The organism is Variovorax sp. dw_954 (assembly GCF_018449755.1).
Lineage (GTDB): Bacteria > Pseudomonadota > Gammaproteobacteria > Burkholderiales > Burkholderiaceae_C > Variovorax.
The window spans coordinates 1-19,460 of sequence record NZ_JAAVVD010000034.1 but is presented as its reverse complement, the minus strand read 5'-3'; the positions used below and the strand labels follow the sequence as shown (position 1 = coordinate 19,460).

Below are 19,460 nucleotides of genomic sequence, written 5' to 3'. Positions count from 1 at the left end.
CTTACTTGACCAGCGCAGGCGCGACGGGCTTGCCCGATGCGTCCTTGACCTCGCCCCAGGCCTTGGTGATGGCGGTCTTCACGCCGTCAGGCATCGGCACGTAGTCGAGGTCGTCGGCCGTCTTGTCGCCGCTCTTGAAGGCCCAGTCGAAGAAGCGCAGCACGCTGGTCCCGTTGGCCGGCTTTTCCTGCACCTTCTGCATCAGGATGAAAGTGGCGCCGGTGATCGGCCAGGCGTCCTTGCCTTGCTGGTTGGTCAGCACCTGGTAGAAGGTCTTGTTCCAGTCGGCATTGGCCGCAGCCGCCTTGAAGGCGCTGTCATCGGGCGTGACCATGGTGCCGGCCGCGTTCTGCATCTGCGCGTAGACCATCTTGTTCTGCTTCACATAGGCGTACTCGACATAGCCGATCGAGTTGGGCAACTGCTTGACGAACTGGGCCACGCCCTCGTTGCCCTTGCCGCCGGTGCCCACAGGCCAGTTGACCGCCGTGCCTTCGCCTACCTTGCTCTTCCAGTCGGCGTTGACCTTGCTCAGGTAGTTGGTGAAGAGGAAGCTGGTGCCCGAACCGTCGGCGCGGCGAACCGGGGCGATGGCGGCGTCGGGCAAGGCGAGCGAACCGTTCAGCGCCTTGATGGCGGGATCGCTCCACTTGGTGATCTTGCCGAGGTAGATGTCGGCCAGCACGGTGCCGTTGAGCTTGAGGTCACCCGGCTTGACGCCGGCGATGTTGACCACCGGGATCACGCCGCCGATGACGGTGGGGAACTGCATCAGGCCCTTGGCCTTGAGTTCGTCGTCGGTGAGCGGCATGTCCGATGCGCCGAAGTCGACCGTCTTGGCCTCGATCTGCTTGATGCCGGCGCCCGAGCCGACTGACTGGTAGTTGACTTGCGTGCCGGTGGCCTTGTTGAAGTCGCTGGCCCACTTCGAATAAAGCGGTGCGGGGAAGCTGGCGCCGGCGCCGGTGACGTTCTGGGCGAAGGCGGGAACAGAGGCAAAAGCCGCAACCACGAGGCCGGCAGTTGCGAATTGGATCGTCGTTTTCATGAAGCTTCCTTAGGAGTAGATGCAAACCCTTATTCAGGGCTTGCCGGGACTCTAGAAAGCTTGTGTGACAGCCATATGACATCGTTGGCGGCGTGTCACAGAGCTGTCATGTGATCCATGAGAATGCGGGATCGGGAGCCGAACGCAGATTCGGCAACCCGGATTTCACCCGGGCTTACCATCGAAGCCCATCAGCCACACACATCCAATGCAAAACGGCACCCGTCTGGCCGCAGTCGACCTCGGCTCCAACAGCTTCCGCCTTGAGATCGGCCAGTTGGATCACGGCCAAATCCACCGCACCGAATATTTGAAAGAGACCGTGCGCCAGGGCAACGGCCTCGACAGCGCACGCAACCTCACGCCCGATGCCATGCAGCGCGGCTGGGACGCCTTGGCGCGTTTTGGCGAGCGCCTGGCTGGTTTCAGGGGTTCGCAGGTCCGCGCCGTGGCCACGCAGACCTTGCGCGAGGCGCGCAACCGCGACGAGTTCCTGCTGCGCGCGCGCACCATCCTGGGCTTCGGCATCGACGTGATACCGGGGCGTGAAGAGGCGCGGCTGATCTACCAGGGTGTGGCGCACATGCTGCCGCAGACCGACGCGTCCGAGCAGGAACGCCGGCTGGTGGTCGACATCGGCGGCCGCTCGACCGAAATGATCCTGGGCCGGGCGCTGCAAGCCGACATCATGGAGTCCTACCGGGTCGGCAGCGTTGCCTGGTCGATGAAGTATTTCGAGAAGGGCCAGTTCACGCCGGCGGCATTCCGCGCCGCGCAGATCGCCGCCACTGCCGTGCTCGACGAAGCACTGTCGCTCTACGCCCGCGACCGATGGGACGAAGCCTATGGCGCTTCAGGCACCATCGGCGCCGTGGGCGATGTGCTGGCGGTGGCGGGCGTGGCGCCGCCGGGCATGGTGACGCGCACTGGCCTCGCCTGGCTGGTCGACCGGCTGCTGAAGGCCGGCAATGCCGACAGGCTGCGCATGGAAGGCATGCGCGAAGACCGCAAGGCCGTGATCGGCGGCGGCGTGAGCGTACTGCGCGCGGTGTTCGACCTGCTCGACATCGAGGAAATGCACGTCGCCCAAGGCGCGCTGCGGCACGGTGTTCTCTACGAGTTGCTGGAGCGGGACGAAGGTGTTGCCGACTTGCGTGCCCGTACCGTCACGCGGCTGGCTTCGCGCTTCCAGGTGGATGCCGCGCAAGCCCGCAGGGTCGGCGAAGCGGCCGCGGCACTTTATGTGCAGCTCGACCCCGCGGCGCGCGGCGGCCAGACCACGAGCCGCGCCGGACGGGCGCTGCGCAAGTTGGCCTGGGCCGCGCAACTGCACGAGATCGGCACGCAGATCTCGCACAGTGAATATCACAAGCACGGTGCCTACATCCTCGACAACACCGACGCGCCGGGCTTCGCGGTCAACGAGATGCACGCGCTGGGCCAACTCGTGCTGGGGCATCGGGGCAAGCTGCGCAAGCTGGGGCTGATCCTGGACGATGAAGTCTTCGCGCGCCAACTCCTCGCGCTGCGCCTCGCGGTGATCCTGTGCCACGCCCGGCGCGACCCGCAGGCCGACGCATTGAAGCTCGCCGCGCCGGCCAGCAGAACCTTCGGCATCACGGCGCGCGCCGGCTGGGCAGAAGAGTTTCCGCAATCGGCGCACCTGCTGCGCGAGGAAGTCGTCGCCTGGCAGAAGACCGATTGGGCCGTGACGCTGCGCGGCTGCTGAGCTACAGGAGTTCGGGCGACTGCACGCCGACCACGATCGTCTGCACGTCCCCGTCTCGCTCGCGGGCGCGGAGCCACCAGACGGAGCCCTTGCGCACGGGGCAACTCTCCGCGCTCAAGCCGATCAGTTGCGCAATCGACTGGCCCAGCGAGGGCTGGTGCCCGACGATCAGAACCACCGACTTGCCATTCGGCCAGCCGGCGGCAGCCAACACTTCATCGCCCGTCGTGCCCGGGCTGAGTTCCTCTCGCAATTTGTATTTGCGGCCCAGTGCCAGCACAGTCTGCTCGCAGCGCCGCGCCGGGCTCGACATGATGCGGGTGCCCTCGGGCAGTTGGCGGTCGAGCCATCCGGCCATGCGCTTGGCCTGCTTCTCGCCGCGCGAGGTGAGCGAGCGTTGCATGTCGTCGCACCCTTCGGTCCAGTCGTCTGCCTCGGCATGGCGCCAGAAAATCAAATCCATCTGTGTCCTCGAAAAAAAATCAGTCTCGCGCCGCGGCACGGCTCAGGCCGCGCGAGGCATAGCGGCCCATGAGCGCGTCCTGCGCGCCATGGCCCTCGGTGCCGCGCGGGTCGCGGTCGACGCGTCGATAGGCGCCGTTGGCCTCGAGTTCCCAGGCATCGCGCCCGTCGTAAAGGTAGGCCACCAGGCATTCGTCGATGATGCGCTGCCGCAGCACGGGGTCGGTCACGGGCCAGGCGATCTCGATGCGCCGCATCATGTTGCGGTTCATCCAGTCGGCGCTCGACAGGTAGAGGCTTTCGTCCTCGCCGATGCGGTAGTAGAAGACGCGCGAATGCTCCAGGAAGCGGCCGATGATCGAGCGCACGCGGATGTTGTCCGTCAGGCCCGGCACCTGCGCCGGCAGGGTGCAGGCGCTGCGCACGATCAGGTCGATCTTCACGCCCTTCTGCCCCGCTCGCACGAGCGCCCCGATCAGCGCCTCGTCGGTCAGCGCATTCATCTTTGCGACGAGGCGCGTCGGCTTGCCGGCGGCCGCGGCCGCGCCGAGCGCTTCGATCTGCGCCATCGTGTTCTTGTGCAGGTCGAAGGGCGCCAGCCACATGCGATGCAGCTTGGGCACCTTGTTCTGGCCGGCCATGTGCACGAACACGGCCTCCATGTCCGCGGTGAGCAGCGGGTCGGCCGTGAGGTGGCTGATGTCGGTGTAGAGCCTCGCGGTGCGCGGGTTGTAGTTGCCGGTCGCCAGGTGGCCGTAGCGGCGCAGCTTGTTTCCCTCGCGGCGCGTGATGAGCATCATCTTGGCATGCGTCTTGAGCCCGACCACGCCGTACACCACCTGCGCGCCGATCGACTCCAGCATCTCGGCCCAGTTGATGTTGGCCTCTTCGTCGAAGCGCGCCTTCAACTCCACGACCACGGTCACTTCCTTGCCGCGCCGCACGGCTTCGCGCAGCAGGTCCATCAGCGCCGAGTCGGTGCCGGTGCGGTAGATGGTCTGCTTGATGGCGAGCACGGCCGGGTCGTACACGGCCTCGCGCAGGAAGGCGATCACGCCGTCGAAGCTCTCGAAGGGCTGGTGGATCAGCACGTCGCCAGCCTGCAGTTGCTCGAAGATCGGTTGCACCGGCGACAGCGTCACGGGATACGAAGGCTGGTAAGCCGGAAACAGCAGCGCCGGCGCATCGATCAAGTCGATGAACTGCGTGAGGCGCGCGAGGTTCACCGGGCCATGCACACGGTACAGCGCCTGCGCCGGCAGGTTGAACTGCGCCATCAGGAAGCCGGCGAGCGACTCCGCGCAACTGGCCGACACCTCCAGCCGCACCGCCTGCCCGAAGTGGCGATGCTGCAAGCCCTGCCGCAACGCGGTGCGCAGGTTCTTCACGTCTTCCTCGTCGACCGCGAGGTCGGAATGCCGCGTGACCCGGAACTGAGAGAAGTCGCCCATCTCGCGCCCTGGAAACAGGCTGGCCAGATGGGCGCGCACGATGCTGGAGATGGGCATGCAGAGGTTCTGGCCGCCCGAGATCTTGGCCGGCATGCGCACCACGCGCGGCAGCACGCGCGGTATCTTGACGATGGCGATCGGGTTGTCGCGGCCGAAGGCATCCTTGCCCGCGAGGCGCACGATGAAGTTGAGCGACTTGTTGGCCACCTGCGGGAACGGATGCGCCGGATCGAGTCCCACCGGAATGAGCAGCGGGCGCACTTCGCGCTCGAAGTATTCATGCACCCACTTGCGTTGCGCGGGGTTGCGCTCGCCGTGCGAAATCATGCGGATGCCGTGCGCGGCGAAGGCAGGCATCAGTTCGTCGTTGTAGAGCGCGTACTGCTGCGCCACGAGTCCGTGCGAGGCGGTGGCCAACGCGTCGAAGGACTCCACGGTGTAGTTGCCCTTGCGATCGCCGGCATCGGCCGCGATCAGGTGCGGCGCGACGCGGACTTCGAAGAATTCGTCGAGGTTGGACGACACGATGCAGAGGTAGCGCAGCCGCTCGATCAGCGGTATTTCGGGCCGGTAGGCCCAGTCGAGCACGCGCCTGTTGAAAGCGAGGATGGCATGGTCGCGATCGAGCGGCGTAAGCGCTGCAAGCGTGGCCGATGCGGATTGGGCAAATTCTTTTCGAGTGGGATCTTCGGCTGCGGTGAGCATGGGGTCGATTCTGGGTCAAGTCGCCTTGAAATACGGCTTTGCCTGACCGTATGACAAGCGTATGACGGTTTCATGACAGCCACAAGTTGGCGCGGCGTTCAGCGCTCAAGGAAGTGCCGACGGGCGCGCGACGGCAGGTCGTCGATGCGCACCAGCATCGGCAGGTCGGCGCTGTTGAAATCAGGGTCCCAGGCCGGTGGGCCGAGCACCTTGGCGCCCATGCGCAGGTAGCCCTTGATGAGCGCCGGCGGGTCGACCTCCAGGCTGCCGTCGAGCCGGTCCACCGGCAACGGCAGGCGCGGCTGCACCTGGTATTGCACCGGCGCCATGTGCGTGGCCGACAACTGGCGCCAGATGCTGGCCGCCGCGTTGCCGCCCGGCACGCCGAGGTGGCTCATGGGGATGCTCGCGCTGCCCATCATGGTGTCGAGCTGGTTGCGGGTCATGAAGTCGCCCAGCGCGCGCCAGAGGGCCAGGATCACCCCGCCGTGCCGATGCTCCGCATGGACGCAACCGCGACCCAGCTCGACCATGCGCTCGCGAAAGACGCGCAGCCGGGTCAGGTCGAATTCGGTGTCGCTGTAGGTGCCGCCGACGCGGCGGGCCTGCGCGGGCGTCAGCAGGCGGTAGGTGCCGATCACCTCGCCACTGCGTTCGTCACGCACCAGCAAGTGTTCGCAGAAGTTGTCGAACAGGTCGATGTCGTGGCCGGCGAGCGGCGTGCTGAGGCGCGCGCCCATCTCCCCGACGAAGACGGCATGGCGCAGGCGCTGCGCGGCACGCACCTCGTCCTGGTGCCTGGCCCACTGCACGGTCAGGCCGGCCCTGGTGTCTGGATCGGCACGTTGGGGCCTGTGCAACAACACCGGTTGCTGCGGATTGCGCGGCGTGAGGCGCAAGAGGGCGAAGGCGGGGTCGGGTAGCTCGTTCATGTCCCGGGAGTCTGGTCAGGCACCATGAAAGCCGCATGTCATCGCGATGGCAAATGCGTGAAACTCGACCGCTCGCCGAGAGCAGCTTCCAGGAGATCGCATGGCAACCGAAGAGCGGGTCGAAGTCGAAACACGCAGGCACCAGATGTTCCCGGTGCTGGACGCGGCGGATATTGCGCGCATCACGCGCTTTGGCAGCGCGCGGCACTACCCGGCCGATGCCTGCCTGTTCAAGGCCGGCGAGCCGGGGCCGGGGATGTTCGTGGTGCTGAAGGGCGTGGTCGCGATCTCGCAACGCGATGGCCTGGGCCACGTCACGCCGATTGCCGAGCAAGGACCGGGGCAGTTCCTGGCGGAGGTGGGGCAACTGTCGGGCCGCGTGGCGCTGGTCGATGGACATGCGATGGGCGAAGTCGAGGCGCTACTGGTCCCGCCCGACCAGTTGCGCGCGCTCATCATTGCCGAGGCCGACCTGGGCGAGCGCCTGGTGCGCGCGCTGATCCTGCGGCGCGTGGCGCTCATCGAGGCCGGCGCGAGCGGCCCGGTGCTGATCGGCCCGCCCGATTCGGCCGACGTGCGCAGGCTGCAAAGCTTTCTGGGCCGAAACGGCTATCCGTACCACGTGGTCGATGCCACGCAGGATGCGGACGCGGCAGCCATGCTCGAGCAATACGCCGAAGTTCAACTGCTCGTGGTGTGCCCGAACGGCGCAGTGCTGATGAACCCGAGCGAAGACGCGCTGGCGCGTTGCCTCGGCATGGTGGACACGGTCGAGCATGCGGACCTGTTCGACGTGGTGGTAGTGGGCGCCGGACCCGCCGGACTCGCGACCGCGGTGTATGCCGCATCGGAAGGCCTGCGCGTGATCGTGCTGGACTGTCGTTCCTACGGCGGCCAGGCCGGCGCCAGTGCGCGCATCGAGAACTACCTGGGCTTTCCCACCGGCATCTCCGGCGGCGCCCTGGCCGGCCGCGCGTATGTGCAGGCACAGAAGTTCGGCGCCGAAATGCTGATCCCGGCCAAGGTCGTGTCGATGGATTGCAGCCGTGCGCAGAGTGACGGCGAACTGTCGGTGACCTTGGCCGATGGCCGCAAGCTGCGTTCGCGCACCGTGGTGATTGCCAGCGGTGCGCGCTACCGGCGCCCCGCCGTGCCGCGACTGGCCGACTTCGAAGGCCGCGGCATCTGGTACTGGGCTTCCGCGCTGGAGGCCAAGCTCTGCGCGCAGCAGGAGATCGGCTTGGTTGGCGGCGGCAATTCGGCGGGTCAGGCCGCCGTGTTCCTGTCGCAGCATGCGGCCAAGGTCAACATCCTGGTGCGCGCGCCCTCGTTGGCGGCCAGCATGTCGCGCTACCTGATCGACCGCATCGAGGCCGCGCCGAACATCGAGTTGCACCCGTACACCGAATTGCAAAGCCTGCATGGCGAGCCGGAGCGCGGCCTTGAAGGCGCGACCTGGCGCAACCACCGCAGCGGCGACGAGTACCACTGCGCGGCGCGCAACATCTTCATGTTCGTCGGCGCGGAACCCGAGACGACATGGCTCGAAGGCTGCGGCGTGTCGGTCGATGCGCACGGCTTCGTGCTCACCGGCACGGCGGCGAGCGGCGGCTTTCCGGCGCGGCAGTCGGCGGCATTGGAATCGAGCGTGCCGGGCGTGTTCGCGGTGGGCGATGTGCGATCGGGTTCGGTCAAGCGCGTGGGCGGCGCGATCGGCGAAGGCGCTGCGGCCGTGGCCTTGATTCACCAGCACCTGGCGGGCGCGCAATAGATGGCATGAGCAAGAAATTGGCATGGCGTTTATGCTGCCCGCCATGCCAACGCAATCCCCCATCGACGTCTTCTCGTGGCCCACGCCGAACGGCCACAAGGTCCACATCATGCTGGAGGAGTGCCGCCTCCCTTACGTGGCGCACCCGGTCAACATCGGCGCGGGTGACCAGTTCGCGCCAGCGTTCCTGAAGATCAGCCCGAACAACAAGATCCCTGCGATCACCGACCCGAACGGGCCGGACGGCAAGCCGATCTCCTTGTTCGAATCAGGCGCGATCCTTGTATACCTGGCAGGCAAGACCGGCAAGCTGATGCCGACCGGCGACAGGGCGCGCTACGACGTGCTGCAGTGGCTGATGTTCCAGATGGGCAGCGTCGGCCCGATGCTCGGCCAGGCGCATCACTTCCGCCTGTATGCGCCCGAGAAGCTCCCCTACGCCATCGACCGCTATACCAATGAAGCCAGGCGCATCTACGGCGTGATCGACCGGCAGTTGGCCAAGAGCAAGTTCATCGCCGGCAAGAGCTATTCGATCGCCGACATCGCGATCTTCCCGTGGCTGCGCAGCTGGGAGAACCAGGGCATCACGCTCACCGACTTTCCGCATCTCAAGGCATGGTTCGATGCGATCGCGGCGCGTCCGGCGGTGCAGCGCGGCGTGAAGGTGCTGGCCGAGTTGCGCAAGCCGCTGACGAGCGATGCGTCGCGCGACATTCTTTTTGGCAAGACGCAGTACGAAAAGCGCTGAAACGGCCAATGTGTAGGCCGGACAGGCTATAATCGAGGGCTTGTCGGGGTGTAGCGCAGCCTGGTAGCGCATCTGGTTTGGGACCAGAGGGTCGAAGGTTCGAATCCTTTCGCCCCGACCAAAACATTTAATGGTGACAAGGACTTAGGTCCTTGTCACCATTTTTGTTTCTGCTTGGCCGCGACTAGCCTGTCTAGCCGATGCCGCGACTGGCGGCGTAAAGTGATGAGCAAGCACTGCGGCGCTTGGGCAAACCTTTAGCGCTCCGGCATGCCCGCCGCTCGCAGGCCCTCGATCATTCGGTTGCGGCCGGCAAGAAAGAGGTCGGAGCCGGATGGATTGTTGCTGACGTACCGTTCGATGCTGTTGTAGGGCATCAGCCTGCGATGCTCCGCCATGTTCCTTGCAGCTTCGGCTGTGCGGCCGTGCAGCGCATCGATCGACGCCAATATGCCGTACGAGTTGCCGAAGGTCGGCCCCTCCGCCACTGCGCGCTGTGCCAGGGCGTAAGCCTTCTCGTCGTCTCCAGCGATGAAAGCCGTGCTGGATGCGAGCGCATACGCGGAAACCACGACTCGAGCATCGCGGGGTCCCAGCCTCAGGGCCTCGTCTATCTGGAGCTGGGCTTCATTCGAACGTCCAACGATCAGCAGGCCATTGGCATACCTGAGACGTGCGTTCGCACTGGATGGCGCGCGCTGGACGGCCTTTTCGTAGAGCGGCAACGCCAATGCCGGCTGCCCGCGAAAGACCTGGACGTTCGCCCATCCGATCAGGGAGGAGGCGTCGTTGGGCGCAAGGTTGAAGGCCTTGGCTGCGACGCGTTCCGATTCGGCGACGTCTTTCGGCATCGGCTCGCCTGCGTAGCCATAGCGTTGGGACATCAGCGCAGCGGTCAGGCCTGTGAGTGCTGTGACCGACTCGGGGTCGGACCGCAAGGCTTCCTCGAATCGCGCCCTGGCCCTGCTGACGTCTTGCATTGTCTGACGGCGTTCGATGTCGTCCCACCCTGAAAATGCCAGGTCAGCGGGGTCGAGGCGGTAGCCCGAGGCGCTCACCTTGGCCCGGTGTCTTTCGAAATAACGCCGCCCGAGCCCGCTGGTGGCACGCAGCGCGATATCGAGATTGATGCCAGGATCATTACCGTCGGGATAGTCGTAGTGCTCGGCCCAGACGACTTCGCCGTCGGGCACCGTCTTGACCTGGATGTCGACCGCGACACCGGCGCCGCGTGCCACTGCGCTCCCGCTCATTGCATAGCGCGCGCCAGCGGGCGACGGCGAGCGAATCACGATCGAGCCCTGCCGTTGCGACAGCTGAGAAGCGATCTCGTCCGCGAGACCTTCTCGCACGACCTTTGGCGAGGGTGTACTTCCGATGTCCTGGAAGGGCGTGACGACGATCGAGTAGCGCCTTCCGAGCTCCGCGTCTATTCGGTACGGCTCGGCCCGCATGTAGATCGCGCCAGCGGCGATGGCAGAGACACCCAACGCAAGGGCCAGCGCCAGCGCGCGCCATCTACTGCGCGGCGCAGCCTGATCGGGCGCAGCCGGCATGGTAGATGTCGTCGCATCCGGGTCGATCCTTTCCGGAACAGGGTCAGGCGCAGCAGGCCTGCCAGGCCGAACGTCCGCCTCGAACATGTAGCCGCGCCGTGGGTGCGTCGTGATCAGCTTGGGACCCTGGTCGCCCAACCGACTTCTCAATTCGCTGACGCACTGGAACAGCGAATCCTCGGTGACCACCACGCCGGCCCACAGACTTGCCATCAGTTCGGTCCGGCTGAGAATGCGGCGCGGATTTGCAAGCAGGTAGCGCAGCAGTGCGCCGGGCTTGGGACTCAACGGGATGGCGACGCCATCGCGCCGCAGCAGATCGCGTTCGAAATCAAACTCGAAGTCAGCGAACGAGACGACCGAGGAAATGTCGGCCTCCCCATGGGGCCCCGCAGGAGCGGGCACGTCTCGCTCACGGACCGTCGTTGGCTCGTCGCTCATGGATCCACCCCTCCTGGGATCTGCATCCTGCAGCAGCAGTCTGATTCTGTGCCTGTCTACGTCGCCGTGAAAGGCCTCTGCGCTGCGTTTCTTGCCAGCCATCAAGCGTTGATCAGGACTTCATCGGCAAACGATCAGGTCTTCTTCGGACCACCGGCGCCGCAGGACCCCTATCGTGATGCGTCACCTTCACTGCGAAAGATTGATCATGGACGCAATCGCTTATTTGGCAGGTGCACTTGTCGGCTTGCCAGCCATCCTGGGCATCGCACGAGCTTGGCATCTGCGGGTGATGGTCGGGCCGACTCCATCCCTGTCTTTTTGGATGGGCGTCGTCATTGCGATTGCCTGCGTCGCATGGGTTTCATCGGACGTATATGCACAGGCCCGCAACCCCGATCGCACCTTGCAGGCTCCGGTCGAGGCATCCCCGGGTGAGCCTGCCGCCCAACCCGGTGACGAGGCACAGGCGGATGAATCTGCTCCAGTGGAGTCTGCAATCTACAACCCGTTCTCCACGGGCTTCATCCTCGCGCAGCAGGAGCGACCTTCCGTCGTTTCCAGGTCACTGAGCGCGCCCGAGCCAGAGTTGACGATGACCCTGGCCGCAAGCGCGGCCGGCGCTGTCGCACTGGTCTGGCTGCTGAGGCGAATCTGATGCGAGCTCAGCGATGCCACAGGCCTTGGCACTCAGGGGAGCATCCCTCGGCGGCCCGTGATTTTCCTGCGCAGGCTCGTGCTTCCACGAAGTCGGCGATTCCAACCGTCCTCTGATCTCAAGGAGTCATCATGAACGGAATAGCGGTTTTTCGGCGTTCACTTGGCAAGCATCTCGTCGTAATGGGTCTCGCCGCTGCGGGGGTGACGGCGACTGGCGTGGCCGCCGCCTGTACGTTACCCGGGCACGGTGCACCGCCCTCGGGCTGGATGCAGGAGGAAAGAAACCCGAGGCCGCCGCACGACGGCCCCGGCATCGTCGGAATGTGGAAATCGAATACCTTGTCTCCGACGGGCGACGTCCTCGACTTCGGCACTCAGCAATTTCACAGTGACGGAACAGAATTCCTGATCTCCGGCGGCCGCGCACCGAGCACTGGCGACGTTTGCATGGGTGTGTGGGAGCAGATCGGGCCCGCGACCTACAAGATCAAGCATATCGCCCTTGGGTACCTCAGCAGCGACTCCAGCCCGCCTGTCGTACCCGCTGCGTTCGCGGGCCCGGCGATCATCCATCAGATCGTGACGCTCAGCCCGTCAGGCAACAAATACACAGGCACCTACACGGTCGACATTTATGCAAAGGATGGCGTCACCTTGGTCGGGCACGGCGAGGGCACGCTAACCGGCGTTCGTTTCACGGTGGATTGAGTTGATGCGCTGTCGCGGACCTCCAGGCTCATGGCCCCAGCAGCAAATGAAGCTGAAGTAGTTGGCGCCGAAGACATCGGCGTCAACGCTTCGAGGCAAGCCCGAGGATCCGGTGGCGGTGTTTCAAGCGCTGGTCCGGCTTCACGCATATGCCCTTTGGCGCTTGCCTTCTACGCATTTGGGCGTCCTGTTCGGCCCCTCGTCTGTAGGCAACAGCCCGGCAAGCGAAATCGGCAGTCGCCGGCACGCGAAAGCCCACGGTCCCGTGCATTGTCGACCGGCGCCTTGTCGCGCTCGTCCACACTGCCGGAGACCTCATGCGATCGACCATCCTCCCCGCGTCCACCCTTGCCCTTGCCGCCACGCTTGCGCTCTCCGGTTGCGGAGGCGGTGGTGGGGGCAGCAACGCAACAGCCATCTCGATCGCCGGAACCGCCGCCGCTCCCAGCCGCGGGACGGCGCTCACCGCCGTACCGGACCGCGTCGTGCGCTTGTCCGCAGACCAGTTCAAGCTCCTGCTCGAAGCCGATTCCAAGGGCAAGACGCTGGAAGGCGTCGCCGGCGCGCCCATCTGCGGCGTCGACGTGCGCTACCTGCAGTACCAGACCATCGGCGGCCAGGGCGAGACGACGACCGCGAGCGGCGCCATCATGCTGCCCGCAGGCACCGACCCGGCATGCAACGGGCCGCGGCCCATCGTGCTCTATGCGCACGGCACCGCCACGGAGCACAGCTACAACTTCGCCAACCTGACCGACACCAACCAGCCCGCAGCCTCGGAAGCAGTAGTGGTGGCCGCGATGTTCGCGGCCCGGGGCTACATCGTGGTCGCGCCCAACTACGCCGGCTACGACACGTCGACGCTCGGCTACCACCCCTTCCTGAACGCCGACCAGCAAGGCAAGGAAATGGTTGACGCGCTGAAGGCGGCGCGATCGACCTTGCCCGCGCTTTCCGCCGCGGACAGTGGTGCGCTGCTGGTCACCGGCTATTCGCAAGGCGGCTTCGTGGCGCTGGCGGCGCACCGCGAGATGCAGGCCACCGGCATGGCGGTGACGGCGTCGGCGCCGATGTCCGCGCCCTCCGCCATCAGCCTGTTGATCGATGACACCGCGAAGGGCCTGCCCGAACTGGGCAGCACCGTGTTCTTCCCGCTCATCACCACCAGCTGGCAGAAGCAGTTCGGCAACGTCTACGGTGCCACGAGCGACATCTACGAAGACAAGTACGCCACGGGCATCGACACGTTGCTGCCGAGCTTCTCGTCGAGCGACGACCTGTTCAATTCCGGCAAGCTGCCGAGGTATTCCTTCTTTCCCTCGAACGCCACGCCCGGCCCGTTGGATCCCAGCGTGGCCATCAGTTACGGCGCCGCCAACCTCGTGCGCCAGAGCTACCTGACAAGCTGGTTCAACGATGTCAGCGGCAACCCTTGCGCAGGCAATGCCTTGCCGGCCACGAACGCCTCTGTCGCGACCACCACCCCGCTGGATTGCAAGCCCTCGCTCGGCCTGCGCAAGGCCGCCGTCGCCAATGACTTGCGCAACTGGCTGCCGACACGGCCGGTGCTGATGTGCGGCGGCGTGGAAGATCCGACCGTGAACTTCGCGAGCACCATGGCGACCGCCGGCTACTTCAGGGCGCGCGGCATGCCTGCCGCATCGCTGACGGTGGTGGACCTGGAAGCGTCGGGTTCCGGCGATGCGTACGATGCGGCGCGCGCGGGCTTTGCACAGGCGAAAGCGCAGGAGCGCGCCGACACGGCTGGCACGGATGCCGACAAGGATCAGTCGGTGCAGTTCGCCTACCACGGGCAACTCGTGCCGGCCTACTGCATGCAGTCGACCCGCCTGTTCTTCGAGGGCGTACTGAAGGCAGGCGGCTGACCGGAACGCGCATGAGCCTTTTTCCGGCAGCCGGCCAGTTTCGATGCCGGTTGGCCCGAGAATGATGGCCGGCCCCGACCTTGCGTCGTGACCGGTCTTTTGCTTTGGCAAAATGCTCGACTTCGCGGCGCGTTCGCTGCCGCATCTGCCCGTAGCTCAGTTGGATAGAGCACCTGCCTTCTAAGCAGGTTGTCGGGGGTTCGATCCCCTCCGGGCAGGCCATACGCCACAAAAGCAAACGCCTGATCCCCATCAGTCGGGCATCCGAGCCTCGCGCCATGCCATCGCAAATCCGTTGAACACTGCATCGTCGACGCCCACCGTGACGCGGAAGCGGCTGATGCAGAACCCGGGATCGATCCCGAGCATCTGTCGAACTGTTTGCCGTGCTTCGTCCAGCTTGCCGACGCGCACCAGTGCGGCACACAGATAGGCGTAGGGCACGCTGAACCCGGGGCACGATTCGACGGCCAGGCGAGCATCGTGCTCGGCTCGCTCGAAGTCGCCCGATTGGAATCTCGCACCGGACAGCGCCTGGTACGCCAGATAACGCAGCGCGTCGAAGGGACTCAGTTGCAGTGCCCTGCGAGCGCGTTCGATGGCCAGCGCCGGCCTTCCCGACCAGGCCAGCGCGACCGCGCTCGTCGCGAGCGCCACCACGTTGGACGGGCTCAGAAGCAACGCGCGATCGAAGAGGTCGAAAGCCGCCGCGATGTCATGGGCATCGAACCAGATGACGAAGGCACCGATCGCCAGCGCCAGCGCGTCATCGCTGCCGAGTGCCACTGCGGCGCGTGCGTGCCGGATCGATGCCTCTCGTTCAGCCGCATCGAGCCCGCCGCGGCTGAAGCGCACGTGGTGACACCACGCCAGCGTCGCATGGGCCAGGGCGTACCCGGGCTCCAGGTCCAGGGCCCTTTGCAGCAATGGCATCGCTGGCGCGCAACCCTCGGGCATGAGCGTGTACACGTGCGGCAAGGCGCGCAGCACGAGGTCATAGGCGTCCAGATCGCCGGGACGCTTGCGGCGGATGCGCTCGATCTCGGAGCGACGCAGCCCGGGCTCTATCGCGCCGAGAATGCTTGCCGCGATGTCGTCCTGCAGGTCAAAAACGTCGCCGAGAAGACGTTCATGGCGCTCGGCCCACACCTCGGTGCCACCCGCAGTCTCGGTCAGGCGCGCCGATACGCGAATGCGGTCCCCGGAGCGCCGGAAGCTGCCGTGCAGCAGGTAGTCGGCATGCAGTTCGTGCGCGACCCGCGGGAGATCAACGTCGGCGCCGCGGAAGACGAAACTCGAATGGCGGGCAATGACGGAAAGCCACCTGACACGCGACAGGCCGGTGATTATGTCGTCGACCACACCTTCAGCGAAATATTCCTGCGCTGGGTCGTCACCCAGATACGCGAAAGGCAATACCGCAACGGACGGTCCCCGCCGCCGCAAAGGTTCGACCGCTGTCATCACGGTCGCAGGTTCCAGGCCGATCCCGAGCAAGCGGTAACCGTGGCCAGCGACCGTCATCAGGTGGAGGGCGCCACTCGAATCCCCGGCGAGCACCTTGCGCAGCGCCGACACGTGCACCTGGATATTGTTTTCCTCGACGACGAGCCCGGGCCAGACTTGCGACATCAGTGCGTCTTTCGTGACGACCGCGCCCCGCGCCGACGCCAGCACGCAAAGAATTTCCAGCGCCTTGGGTTTCAGTTCGATGGGCTGTTCGTTGCGAAGCAGCAGTCGGCGCCCCGGATCGAGCCGGAAGTCGCCGAGAACGAACACTTCCTGCGCCATGGGGTGTTGGAGGATTGGAAGTCCGGAGAATTAAGGTCCTGAACCAAGGACCTGTCCGCGCCTGAAGTCCAGTATCGCACCGAGGCCGAAGTGGCCTTGCAGCCAGGCGAAGGACCCGCGATGAAGACTCCGATATCCGCTCCCTGCGCGGCCACGTTCGGCGAGGTCGTGCGCGGGCGCCGCACCATCCGCGCCTTTCGGCCGCAACCTGTGCCGCGCGAAGTCGTGGCCGGGATCCTCGAGTTGGCGGCCCGATCACCCAGCACCTTCAACACCCAGCCTTGGCGGGTCCACGTGTTCGCGGGCCCGGCCCGGCAGGCACTGGTCGACGCGATCCTCGAGGCCCACGCCGCCAACACCGAAGCGCCGTTCACCCCCTTTCCGAATCCGCCGCCCTCGGACTGCTCGGCGCGGCAAGCCGAGTTCGCTCGCTGCTACTACGCATCGCTGTCCATCCGCCAGGACGACATGGTCGCGCGTGCGCGCCAGACCACGCGCAACTACCGATTTTTCGACGCACCGGTCGGCCTGATGTTCTCGATCGACACGCGCCTGACACACAACAGTTGGCTCGATTTCGGCCTGTTCCTCCAGACACTGATGCTGGCGGCCCATGCCCATGGCCTCGGCACCTGTCCGCAAGTGGCCTTCCTTCGCTACGAGCGGCGCATCGCGACGCATTTGCGGTTCGAGGCCAACCAATCGCTGGTCTGCGGAATGTCGCTCGGCTATCCCGACAGCGATGCCAGCGTGAATCAGGTCTGCATGCCACGAGGCGCAGCGAGCGACTTCACGACGTGGCTCGGATTCGATGAACCACTCTGATTGAAATCAACCATAGGGTCCAGATCGCCGCGGCCTGGCAATGGTCAATCCCGGGCAGGCCAATGGCGCTTGATCGCGAGCGCCACGTCACAGCCCACTGCTACCACGGCCCGGGAATGATTCCCAACAATTGGGGCGCCGGCCCCGGTCGGCTTTTCCATCCATTCCCATGAAGGAGACGCAACCGTGACGCGCAAGATCCTGATGCTCTGCGGCGACTACGCCGAGGACTACGAAACCATGGTGCCCTTCCAGGCCCTCCTGGCCGTTGGCCATACGGTCCACGCGGTGGCGCCGGACAAGAAAGCGGGCGACTGGATCCAGACCGCCATTCACGATTTCGAAGGCGCACAGACCTACAGCGAGAAACCCGGCCACCGCTTCACCCTCAACTTCAACTTCGCAGACGTTCAGCCCGAGGCCTACGATGCGCTGCTCATCCCGGGCGGTCGCGCGCCTGAATACCTGCGGCTGAATCCACGGGTGGTCGAACTCGCTCGCCATTTCCTCGCTGCCGACAAGCCCGTGGCGGCGGTCTGCCACGGTGCGCAACTGTTGGCGGCCACCGGGCTTCTGAAGGGCCGCAAGGTGTCGGCCTATCCGGCATGCCAGCCGGAGGTCGAGCTGGCAGGCGCCGAGTTCGCGAACATCCCGGTCGACCAGGCCGTGACCGACCGGAATCTGGTCAGTGCACCGGCATGGCCTGCGCATCCGGCCTGGATCTCGCAGTTCCTGAAGGTGCTGGGCACGCGCATCGAGACTTGAGCGCGCCATCGGAGGAGGCGCTAAAGTGGCGGCCCCTCCAGCCGACTGGAAGACCCACCATGTGCGAAGTTTTCATCAGCGCCGATCCGCAGAGCTACGACAGTCGCACCCGCTCGGTCCGGTTGCACGGAGTCGTCACGAGCATCCGGCTCGAGAACCTGTTCTGGCAGGTGCTCGAGGAGATTGCACAACGCGACAACATGGGCGTCGTGCAGTTGATCGAAAAGCTCTACGACGAGTTGGTGGCGGCGCGCGGCGAGGTCGGCAACTTCGCTTCCTTCCTGCGCGTCAGCGCGCTGCGTTACGAGGCGCTGCAGGCGCAGGGGCGCATACCCGCCGACAACAACGTGGCCATCCGATCGCTGGATGCGCAGGCGGTGCTCTACGCACTGCCACCGGGCTGGGGTCGAGCGGCGCGGGTAGCTGCCGCCAGGTGAGTCAGGACGAAATCCGCGTGAACAACTCCGGTGCGAGGCCGGCCGATTGCGCGGCGTAGGCATGCGTGAGGCTCATGTGATTGCGTTCCGTGCTGGTTCAAGAGGCGTTGCGATTGCCGACCAGCACCGGCTCGGCCCGGTAGCGGTCGGGGAAGACCTTCTTCAGGTTCTCGATCTTGGGCAGGTCGTTGTAGACGATGTAGGGCTGCGACGGATGCAGCGTGAGGTAGTCCTGGTGGTATCCCTCCGCCGGGAAGAAGCGCTTCTGCAGTTCGATGGTCGTGACCACCGGCTGCGAGTAGGCCTTGGCCTTGCCGAGCTGCTCGATGTAGGCCTTGGCGACGCGGGCCTGGTCCGCATTCTGGGCAAAGATGGTCGAGCGATATTGCGTCCCCCGGTCGGGGCCCTGCCGATTCAGCTCGGTCGGGTTGTGCGCGACCGAGAAGTAGATCTGCAGGATACGGCCGTAGCTGATCTGCTTCGGGTCGTAGGTGATCGCGACGGATTCGGCGTGGCCGGTCGCGCCCGAGCCGACCGATTCGTACTGCGCCGATTTCTCGTCGCCGCCGGCGTATCCGGACACGGCGTTGGTCACGCCTTTCACATGCTGGAAGACACCTTGCACGCCCCAGAAGCAGCCGCCTGCCACGACGGCCGTTTCGCTCGCAGCGGTCGAGGCGGCGAGGTCGTCGGCGGGTGCCGGAATCACGACGGCGCTTTCCGCCGCCGTCGACGGGAAGGCCTGCAACGCCGCTGCGCCTGCGACGACGGCGAAGGCGACGGCAGCGAAAGCCGCGCGCCGCGAAAAGCGGGGGTTCCCGGTGTATGCGGGGTCTGTGGAGCGATTGTTCATGGCCAGTCCTTCCGTTGGGTGAATCCAGCAAGCACGAAGACACGTATCCCGTGCTCGCAACGACTTGTCCTGATGCAGTTCGTGTGAACCGCCGCCCCGGTTACAGCGCCGCCCATTGGGCTTGCTCGCCGTGGCTGTAACCGTCAGCGCATCTCGCTCGAACTACAGGATGCCCTCTTTCAAGGAAACCGCTGTGATGCGTTATATCCCTTCTTGCATATCGCGTGCCGCCAGACCGGAAACTCCACGGCGAACTCCGGGGCCTTCGAAAAGTCTCAAGGCCACGGCACCCGTTCGTCGTGCCCCACTTGCCATCTAAAGGACCTGCCATGACTTCACAAGGAAGACGTCTCGCCATCTCCACGCTGGGCCTCGCCATTGCCAATGCGCTGGGCTGGAGCACCCGCCCCGCACTGGCCGCCACCGAGTCGGCCAAGTTCGAGGTCGCCCACACCGATGAAGAGTGGCGCAAGCTCCTCACGCCCAACCAGTACGCCGTGCTGCGCAAGGAAGGCACCGAGCGCCCCTATTCGAGCCCACTGAACAACGAGCACCGCGAGGGCATCTTTGCCTGCGCCGGCTGCAACCTCGACGCCTTTTCCTCGAAGACCAAGTTCGACAGCGGCACCGGCTGGCCCAGTTTCTGGCAGCCGCTGCCCAACGCCGTCGCGCAGACGCAGGACAAGTCG

17 protein-coding genes and 2 tRNA genes are annotated in these 19,460 nt (G+C 65.5%); 12 read left to right on the top strand and 7 right to left on the bottom strand.

Going from position 1 to position 19,460, the window contains the following annotated elements; genetic code table 11:
* Position 1 precedes the first annotated feature (1 nt).
* Entirely contained in the window at positions 2-1,048 is a 1,047-nt protein-coding gene (gene pstS / locus HB681_RS33710; protein ID WP_213959249.1) for a phosphate ABC transporter substrate-binding protein PstS, read from the bottom strand.
* Between the two features lie 208 nt (positions 1,049-1,256).
* Between pstS and HB681_RS33705 the strand changes: the two genes are divergently transcribed.
* Positions 1,257-2,777: a Ppx/GppA phosphatase family protein gene (locus tag HB681_RS33705; RefSeq protein WP_213959248.1), complete on the top strand. Its 1,521-nt coding sequence runs from the start codon at positions 1,257-1,259 to the stop codon at positions 2,775-2,777.
* 1 nt (position 2,778) lies between these two features.
* Here HB681_RS33705 and HB681_RS33700 read toward each other — a convergent pair whose 3' ends face one another.
* From HB681_RS33700 to HB681_RS33690, 3 genes are all read right to left on the bottom strand, one after another.
* A complete protein-coding gene (locus HB681_RS33700) occupies positions 2,779-3,240 on the bottom strand; it encodes a histidine phosphatase family protein (RefSeq protein ID WP_213959247.1) in 462 nt (153 codons plus the stop codon).
* Positions 3,241-3,259: 19 nt separating this feature from the next.
* Entirely contained in the window at positions 3,260-5,395 is a 2,136-nt protein-coding gene (gene ppk1 / locus HB681_RS33695; protein ID WP_213959246.1) for a polyphosphate kinase 1, read from the bottom strand.
* A gap of 98 nt (positions 5,396-5,493) precedes the next feature.
* Positions 5,494-6,327, bottom strand: a complete 834-nt coding sequence (locus HB681_RS33690; RefSeq protein WP_213959245.1) for a GNAT family N-acyltransferase — start codon at positions 6,325-6,327, stop codon at positions 5,494-5,496.
* Positions 6,328-6,427: 100 nt separating this feature from the next.
* Here HB681_RS33690 and HB681_RS33685 point away from each other — a divergent pair, with 100 nt between their 5' ends.
* From HB681_RS33685 to HB681_RS33675, 3 genes are all read left to right on the top strand, one after another.
* Entirely contained in the window at positions 6,428-8,098 is a 1,671-nt protein-coding gene (locus HB681_RS33685) for a cyclic nucleotide-binding domain-containing thioredoxin-disulfide reductase (RefSeq protein ID WP_213959244.1), read from the top strand.
* Between the two features lie 43 nt (positions 8,099-8,141).
* The gene (locus tag HB681_RS33680; RefSeq protein ID WP_213959243.1) at positions 8,142-8,849 is read left to right on the top strand and encodes a glutathione binding-like protein; all 708 of its coding nucleotides are present in this window, start codon (positions 8,142-8,144) and stop codon (positions 8,847-8,849) included.
* A gap of 44 nt (positions 8,850-8,893) precedes the next feature.
* A tRNA-Pro gene (locus tag HB681_RS33675) sits at positions 8,894-8,970 on the top strand.
* A 136-nt stretch (positions 8,971-9,106) separates the two neighbouring features.
* Here the strand turns inward: HB681_RS33675 and HB681_RS33670 are convergent.
* The gene (locus tag HB681_RS33670) at positions 9,107-10,846 is read right to left on the bottom strand and encodes a winged helix-turn-helix domain-containing protein (RefSeq protein ID WP_213959242.1); all 1,740 of its coding nucleotides are present in this window, start codon (positions 10,844-10,846) and stop codon (positions 9,107-9,109) included.
* A 208-nt stretch (positions 10,847-11,054) separates the two neighbouring features.
* On the opposite strand from HB681_RS33670, the gene HB681_RS33665 reads away from it, so the two are divergent.
* From HB681_RS33665 to HB681_RS33650, 4 genes are all read left to right on the top strand, one after another.
* A complete protein-coding gene (locus HB681_RS33665) occupies positions 11,055-11,504 on the top strand; it encodes a hypothetical protein (RefSeq protein ID WP_213959241.1) in 450 nt (149 codons plus the stop codon).
* A 131-nt stretch (positions 11,505-11,635) separates the two neighbouring features.
* Entirely contained in the window at positions 11,636-12,214 is a 579-nt protein-coding gene (locus HB681_RS33660; protein ID WP_213959240.1) for a hypothetical protein, read from the top strand.
* A gap of 317 nt (positions 12,215-12,531) precedes the next feature.
* The gene (locus tag HB681_RS33655) at positions 12,532-14,100 is read left to right on the top strand and encodes a prolyl oligopeptidase family serine peptidase (protein WP_213959239.1); all 1,569 of its coding nucleotides are present in this window, start codon (positions 12,532-12,534) and stop codon (positions 14,098-14,100) included.
* 145 nt (positions 14,101-14,245) lie between these two features.
* Positions 14,246-14,322, top strand: a tRNA-Arg gene (locus tag HB681_RS33650).
* 30 nt (positions 14,323-14,352) lie between these two features.
* On the opposite strand, the gene HB681_RS33645 is transcribed toward HB681_RS33650, so the two are convergent.
* Complete coding sequence (locus HB681_RS33645; protein WP_213959238.1) at positions 14,353-15,891, bottom strand: winged helix-turn-helix domain-containing protein; 1,539 nt, start codon at positions 15,889-15,891, stop codon at positions 14,353-14,355.
* Between the two features lie 120 nt (positions 15,892-16,011).
* Here HB681_RS33645 and HB681_RS33640 point away from each other — a divergent pair, with 120 nt between their 5' ends.
* The 3 genes from HB681_RS33640 (at position 16,012) to HB681_RS33630 (ending at position 17,918) form a co-directional block, all read left to right on the top strand.
* Positions 16,012-16,716: a nitroreductase gene (locus HB681_RS33640; protein ID WP_213959237.1), complete on the top strand. Its 705-nt coding sequence runs from the start codon at positions 16,012-16,014 to the stop codon at positions 16,714-16,716.
* Between the two features lie 186 nt (positions 16,717-16,902).
* On the top strand, positions 16,903-17,481 hold the full coding sequence (locus tag HB681_RS33635) for a DJ-1/PfpI family protein (protein WP_213959236.1): 579 nt from the start codon (positions 16,903-16,905) through the stop codon (positions 17,479-17,481).
* A 59-nt stretch (positions 17,482-17,540) separates the two neighbouring features.
* On the top strand, positions 17,541-17,918 hold the full coding sequence (locus HB681_RS33630; protein WP_213959235.1) for a ribbon-helix-helix domain-containing protein: 378 nt from the start codon (positions 17,541-17,543) through the stop codon (positions 17,916-17,918).
* A gap of 97 nt (positions 17,919-18,015) precedes the next feature.
* Here HB681_RS33630 and msrA read toward each other — a convergent pair whose 3' ends face one another.
* Positions 18,016-18,771, bottom strand: coding sequence for a peptide-methionine (S)-S-oxide reductase MsrA (gene msrA / locus HB681_RS33625; RefSeq protein WP_213959234.1), 756 nt, complete (start codon positions 18,769-18,771; stop codon positions 18,016-18,018).
* Between the two features lie 329 nt (positions 18,772-19,100).
* On the opposite strand from msrA, the gene HB681_RS33620 reads away from it, so the two are divergent.
* The coding region (locus tag HB681_RS33620; RefSeq protein WP_213959233.1) for a peptide-methionine (R)-S-oxide reductase at positions 19,101-19,460 on the top strand (360 nt) is incomplete at its 3' end.

Excerpts from the sequence above, each read along its gene's own strand:
- pstS (WP_213959249.1), bottom strand. The coding sequence starts at position 1,048 with ATGAAAACGACGATCCAATTCGCAACTGCCGGCCTCGTGGTTGCGGCT.
- HB681_RS33705 (WP_213959248.1), top strand. The coding sequence starts at position 1,257 with ATGCAAAACGGCACCCGTCTGGCCGCAGTCGACCTCGGCTCCAACAGC.
- HB681_RS33700 (WP_213959247.1), bottom strand. The coding sequence starts at position 3,240 with ATGGATTTGATTTTCTGGCGCCATGCCGAGGCAGACGACTGGACCGAA.
- ppk1 (WP_213959246.1), bottom strand. The coding sequence starts at position 5,395 with ATGCTCACCGCAGCCGAAGATCCCACTCGAAAAGAATTTGCCCAATCC.
- HB681_RS33690 (WP_213959245.1), bottom strand. The coding sequence starts at position 6,327 with ATGAACGAGCTACCCGACCCCGCCTTCGCCCTCTTGCGCCTCACGCCG.
- HB681_RS33685 (WP_213959244.1), top strand. The coding sequence starts at position 6,428 with ATGGCAACCGAAGAGCGGGTCGAAGTCGAAACACGCAGGCACCAGATG.
- HB681_RS33680 (WP_213959243.1), top strand. The coding sequence starts at position 8,142 with ATGCCAACGCAATCCCCCATCGACGTCTTCTCGTGGCCCACGCCGAAC.
- HB681_RS33670 (WP_213959242.1), bottom strand. The coding sequence starts at position 10,846 with ATGAGCGACGAGCCAACGACGGTCCGTGAGCGAGACGTGCCCGCTCCT.
- HB681_RS33665 (WP_213959241.1), top strand. The coding sequence starts at position 11,055 with ATGGACGCAATCGCTTATTTGGCAGGTGCACTTGTCGGCTTGCCAGCC.
- HB681_RS33660 (WP_213959240.1), top strand. The coding sequence starts at position 11,636 with ATGAACGGAATAGCGGTTTTTCGGCGTTCACTTGGCAAGCATCTCGTC.
- HB681_RS33655 (WP_213959239.1), top strand. The coding sequence starts at position 12,532 with ATGCGATCGACCATCCTCCCCGCGTCCACCCTTGCCCTTGCCGCCACG.
- HB681_RS33645 (WP_213959238.1), bottom strand. The coding sequence starts at position 15,891 with ATGGCGCAGGAAGTGTTCGTTCTCGGCGACTTCCGGCTCGATCCGGGG.
- HB681_RS33640 (WP_213959237.1), top strand. The coding sequence starts at position 16,012 with ATGAAGACTCCGATATCCGCTCCCTGCGCGGCCACGTTCGGCGAGGTC.
- HB681_RS33630 (WP_213959235.1), top strand. The coding sequence starts at position 17,541 with ATGTGCGAAGTTTTCATCAGCGCCGATCCGCAGAGCTACGACAGTCGC.
- msrA (WP_213959234.1), bottom strand. The coding sequence starts at position 18,771 with ATGAACAATCGCTCCACAGACCCCGCATACACCGGGAACCCCCGCTTT.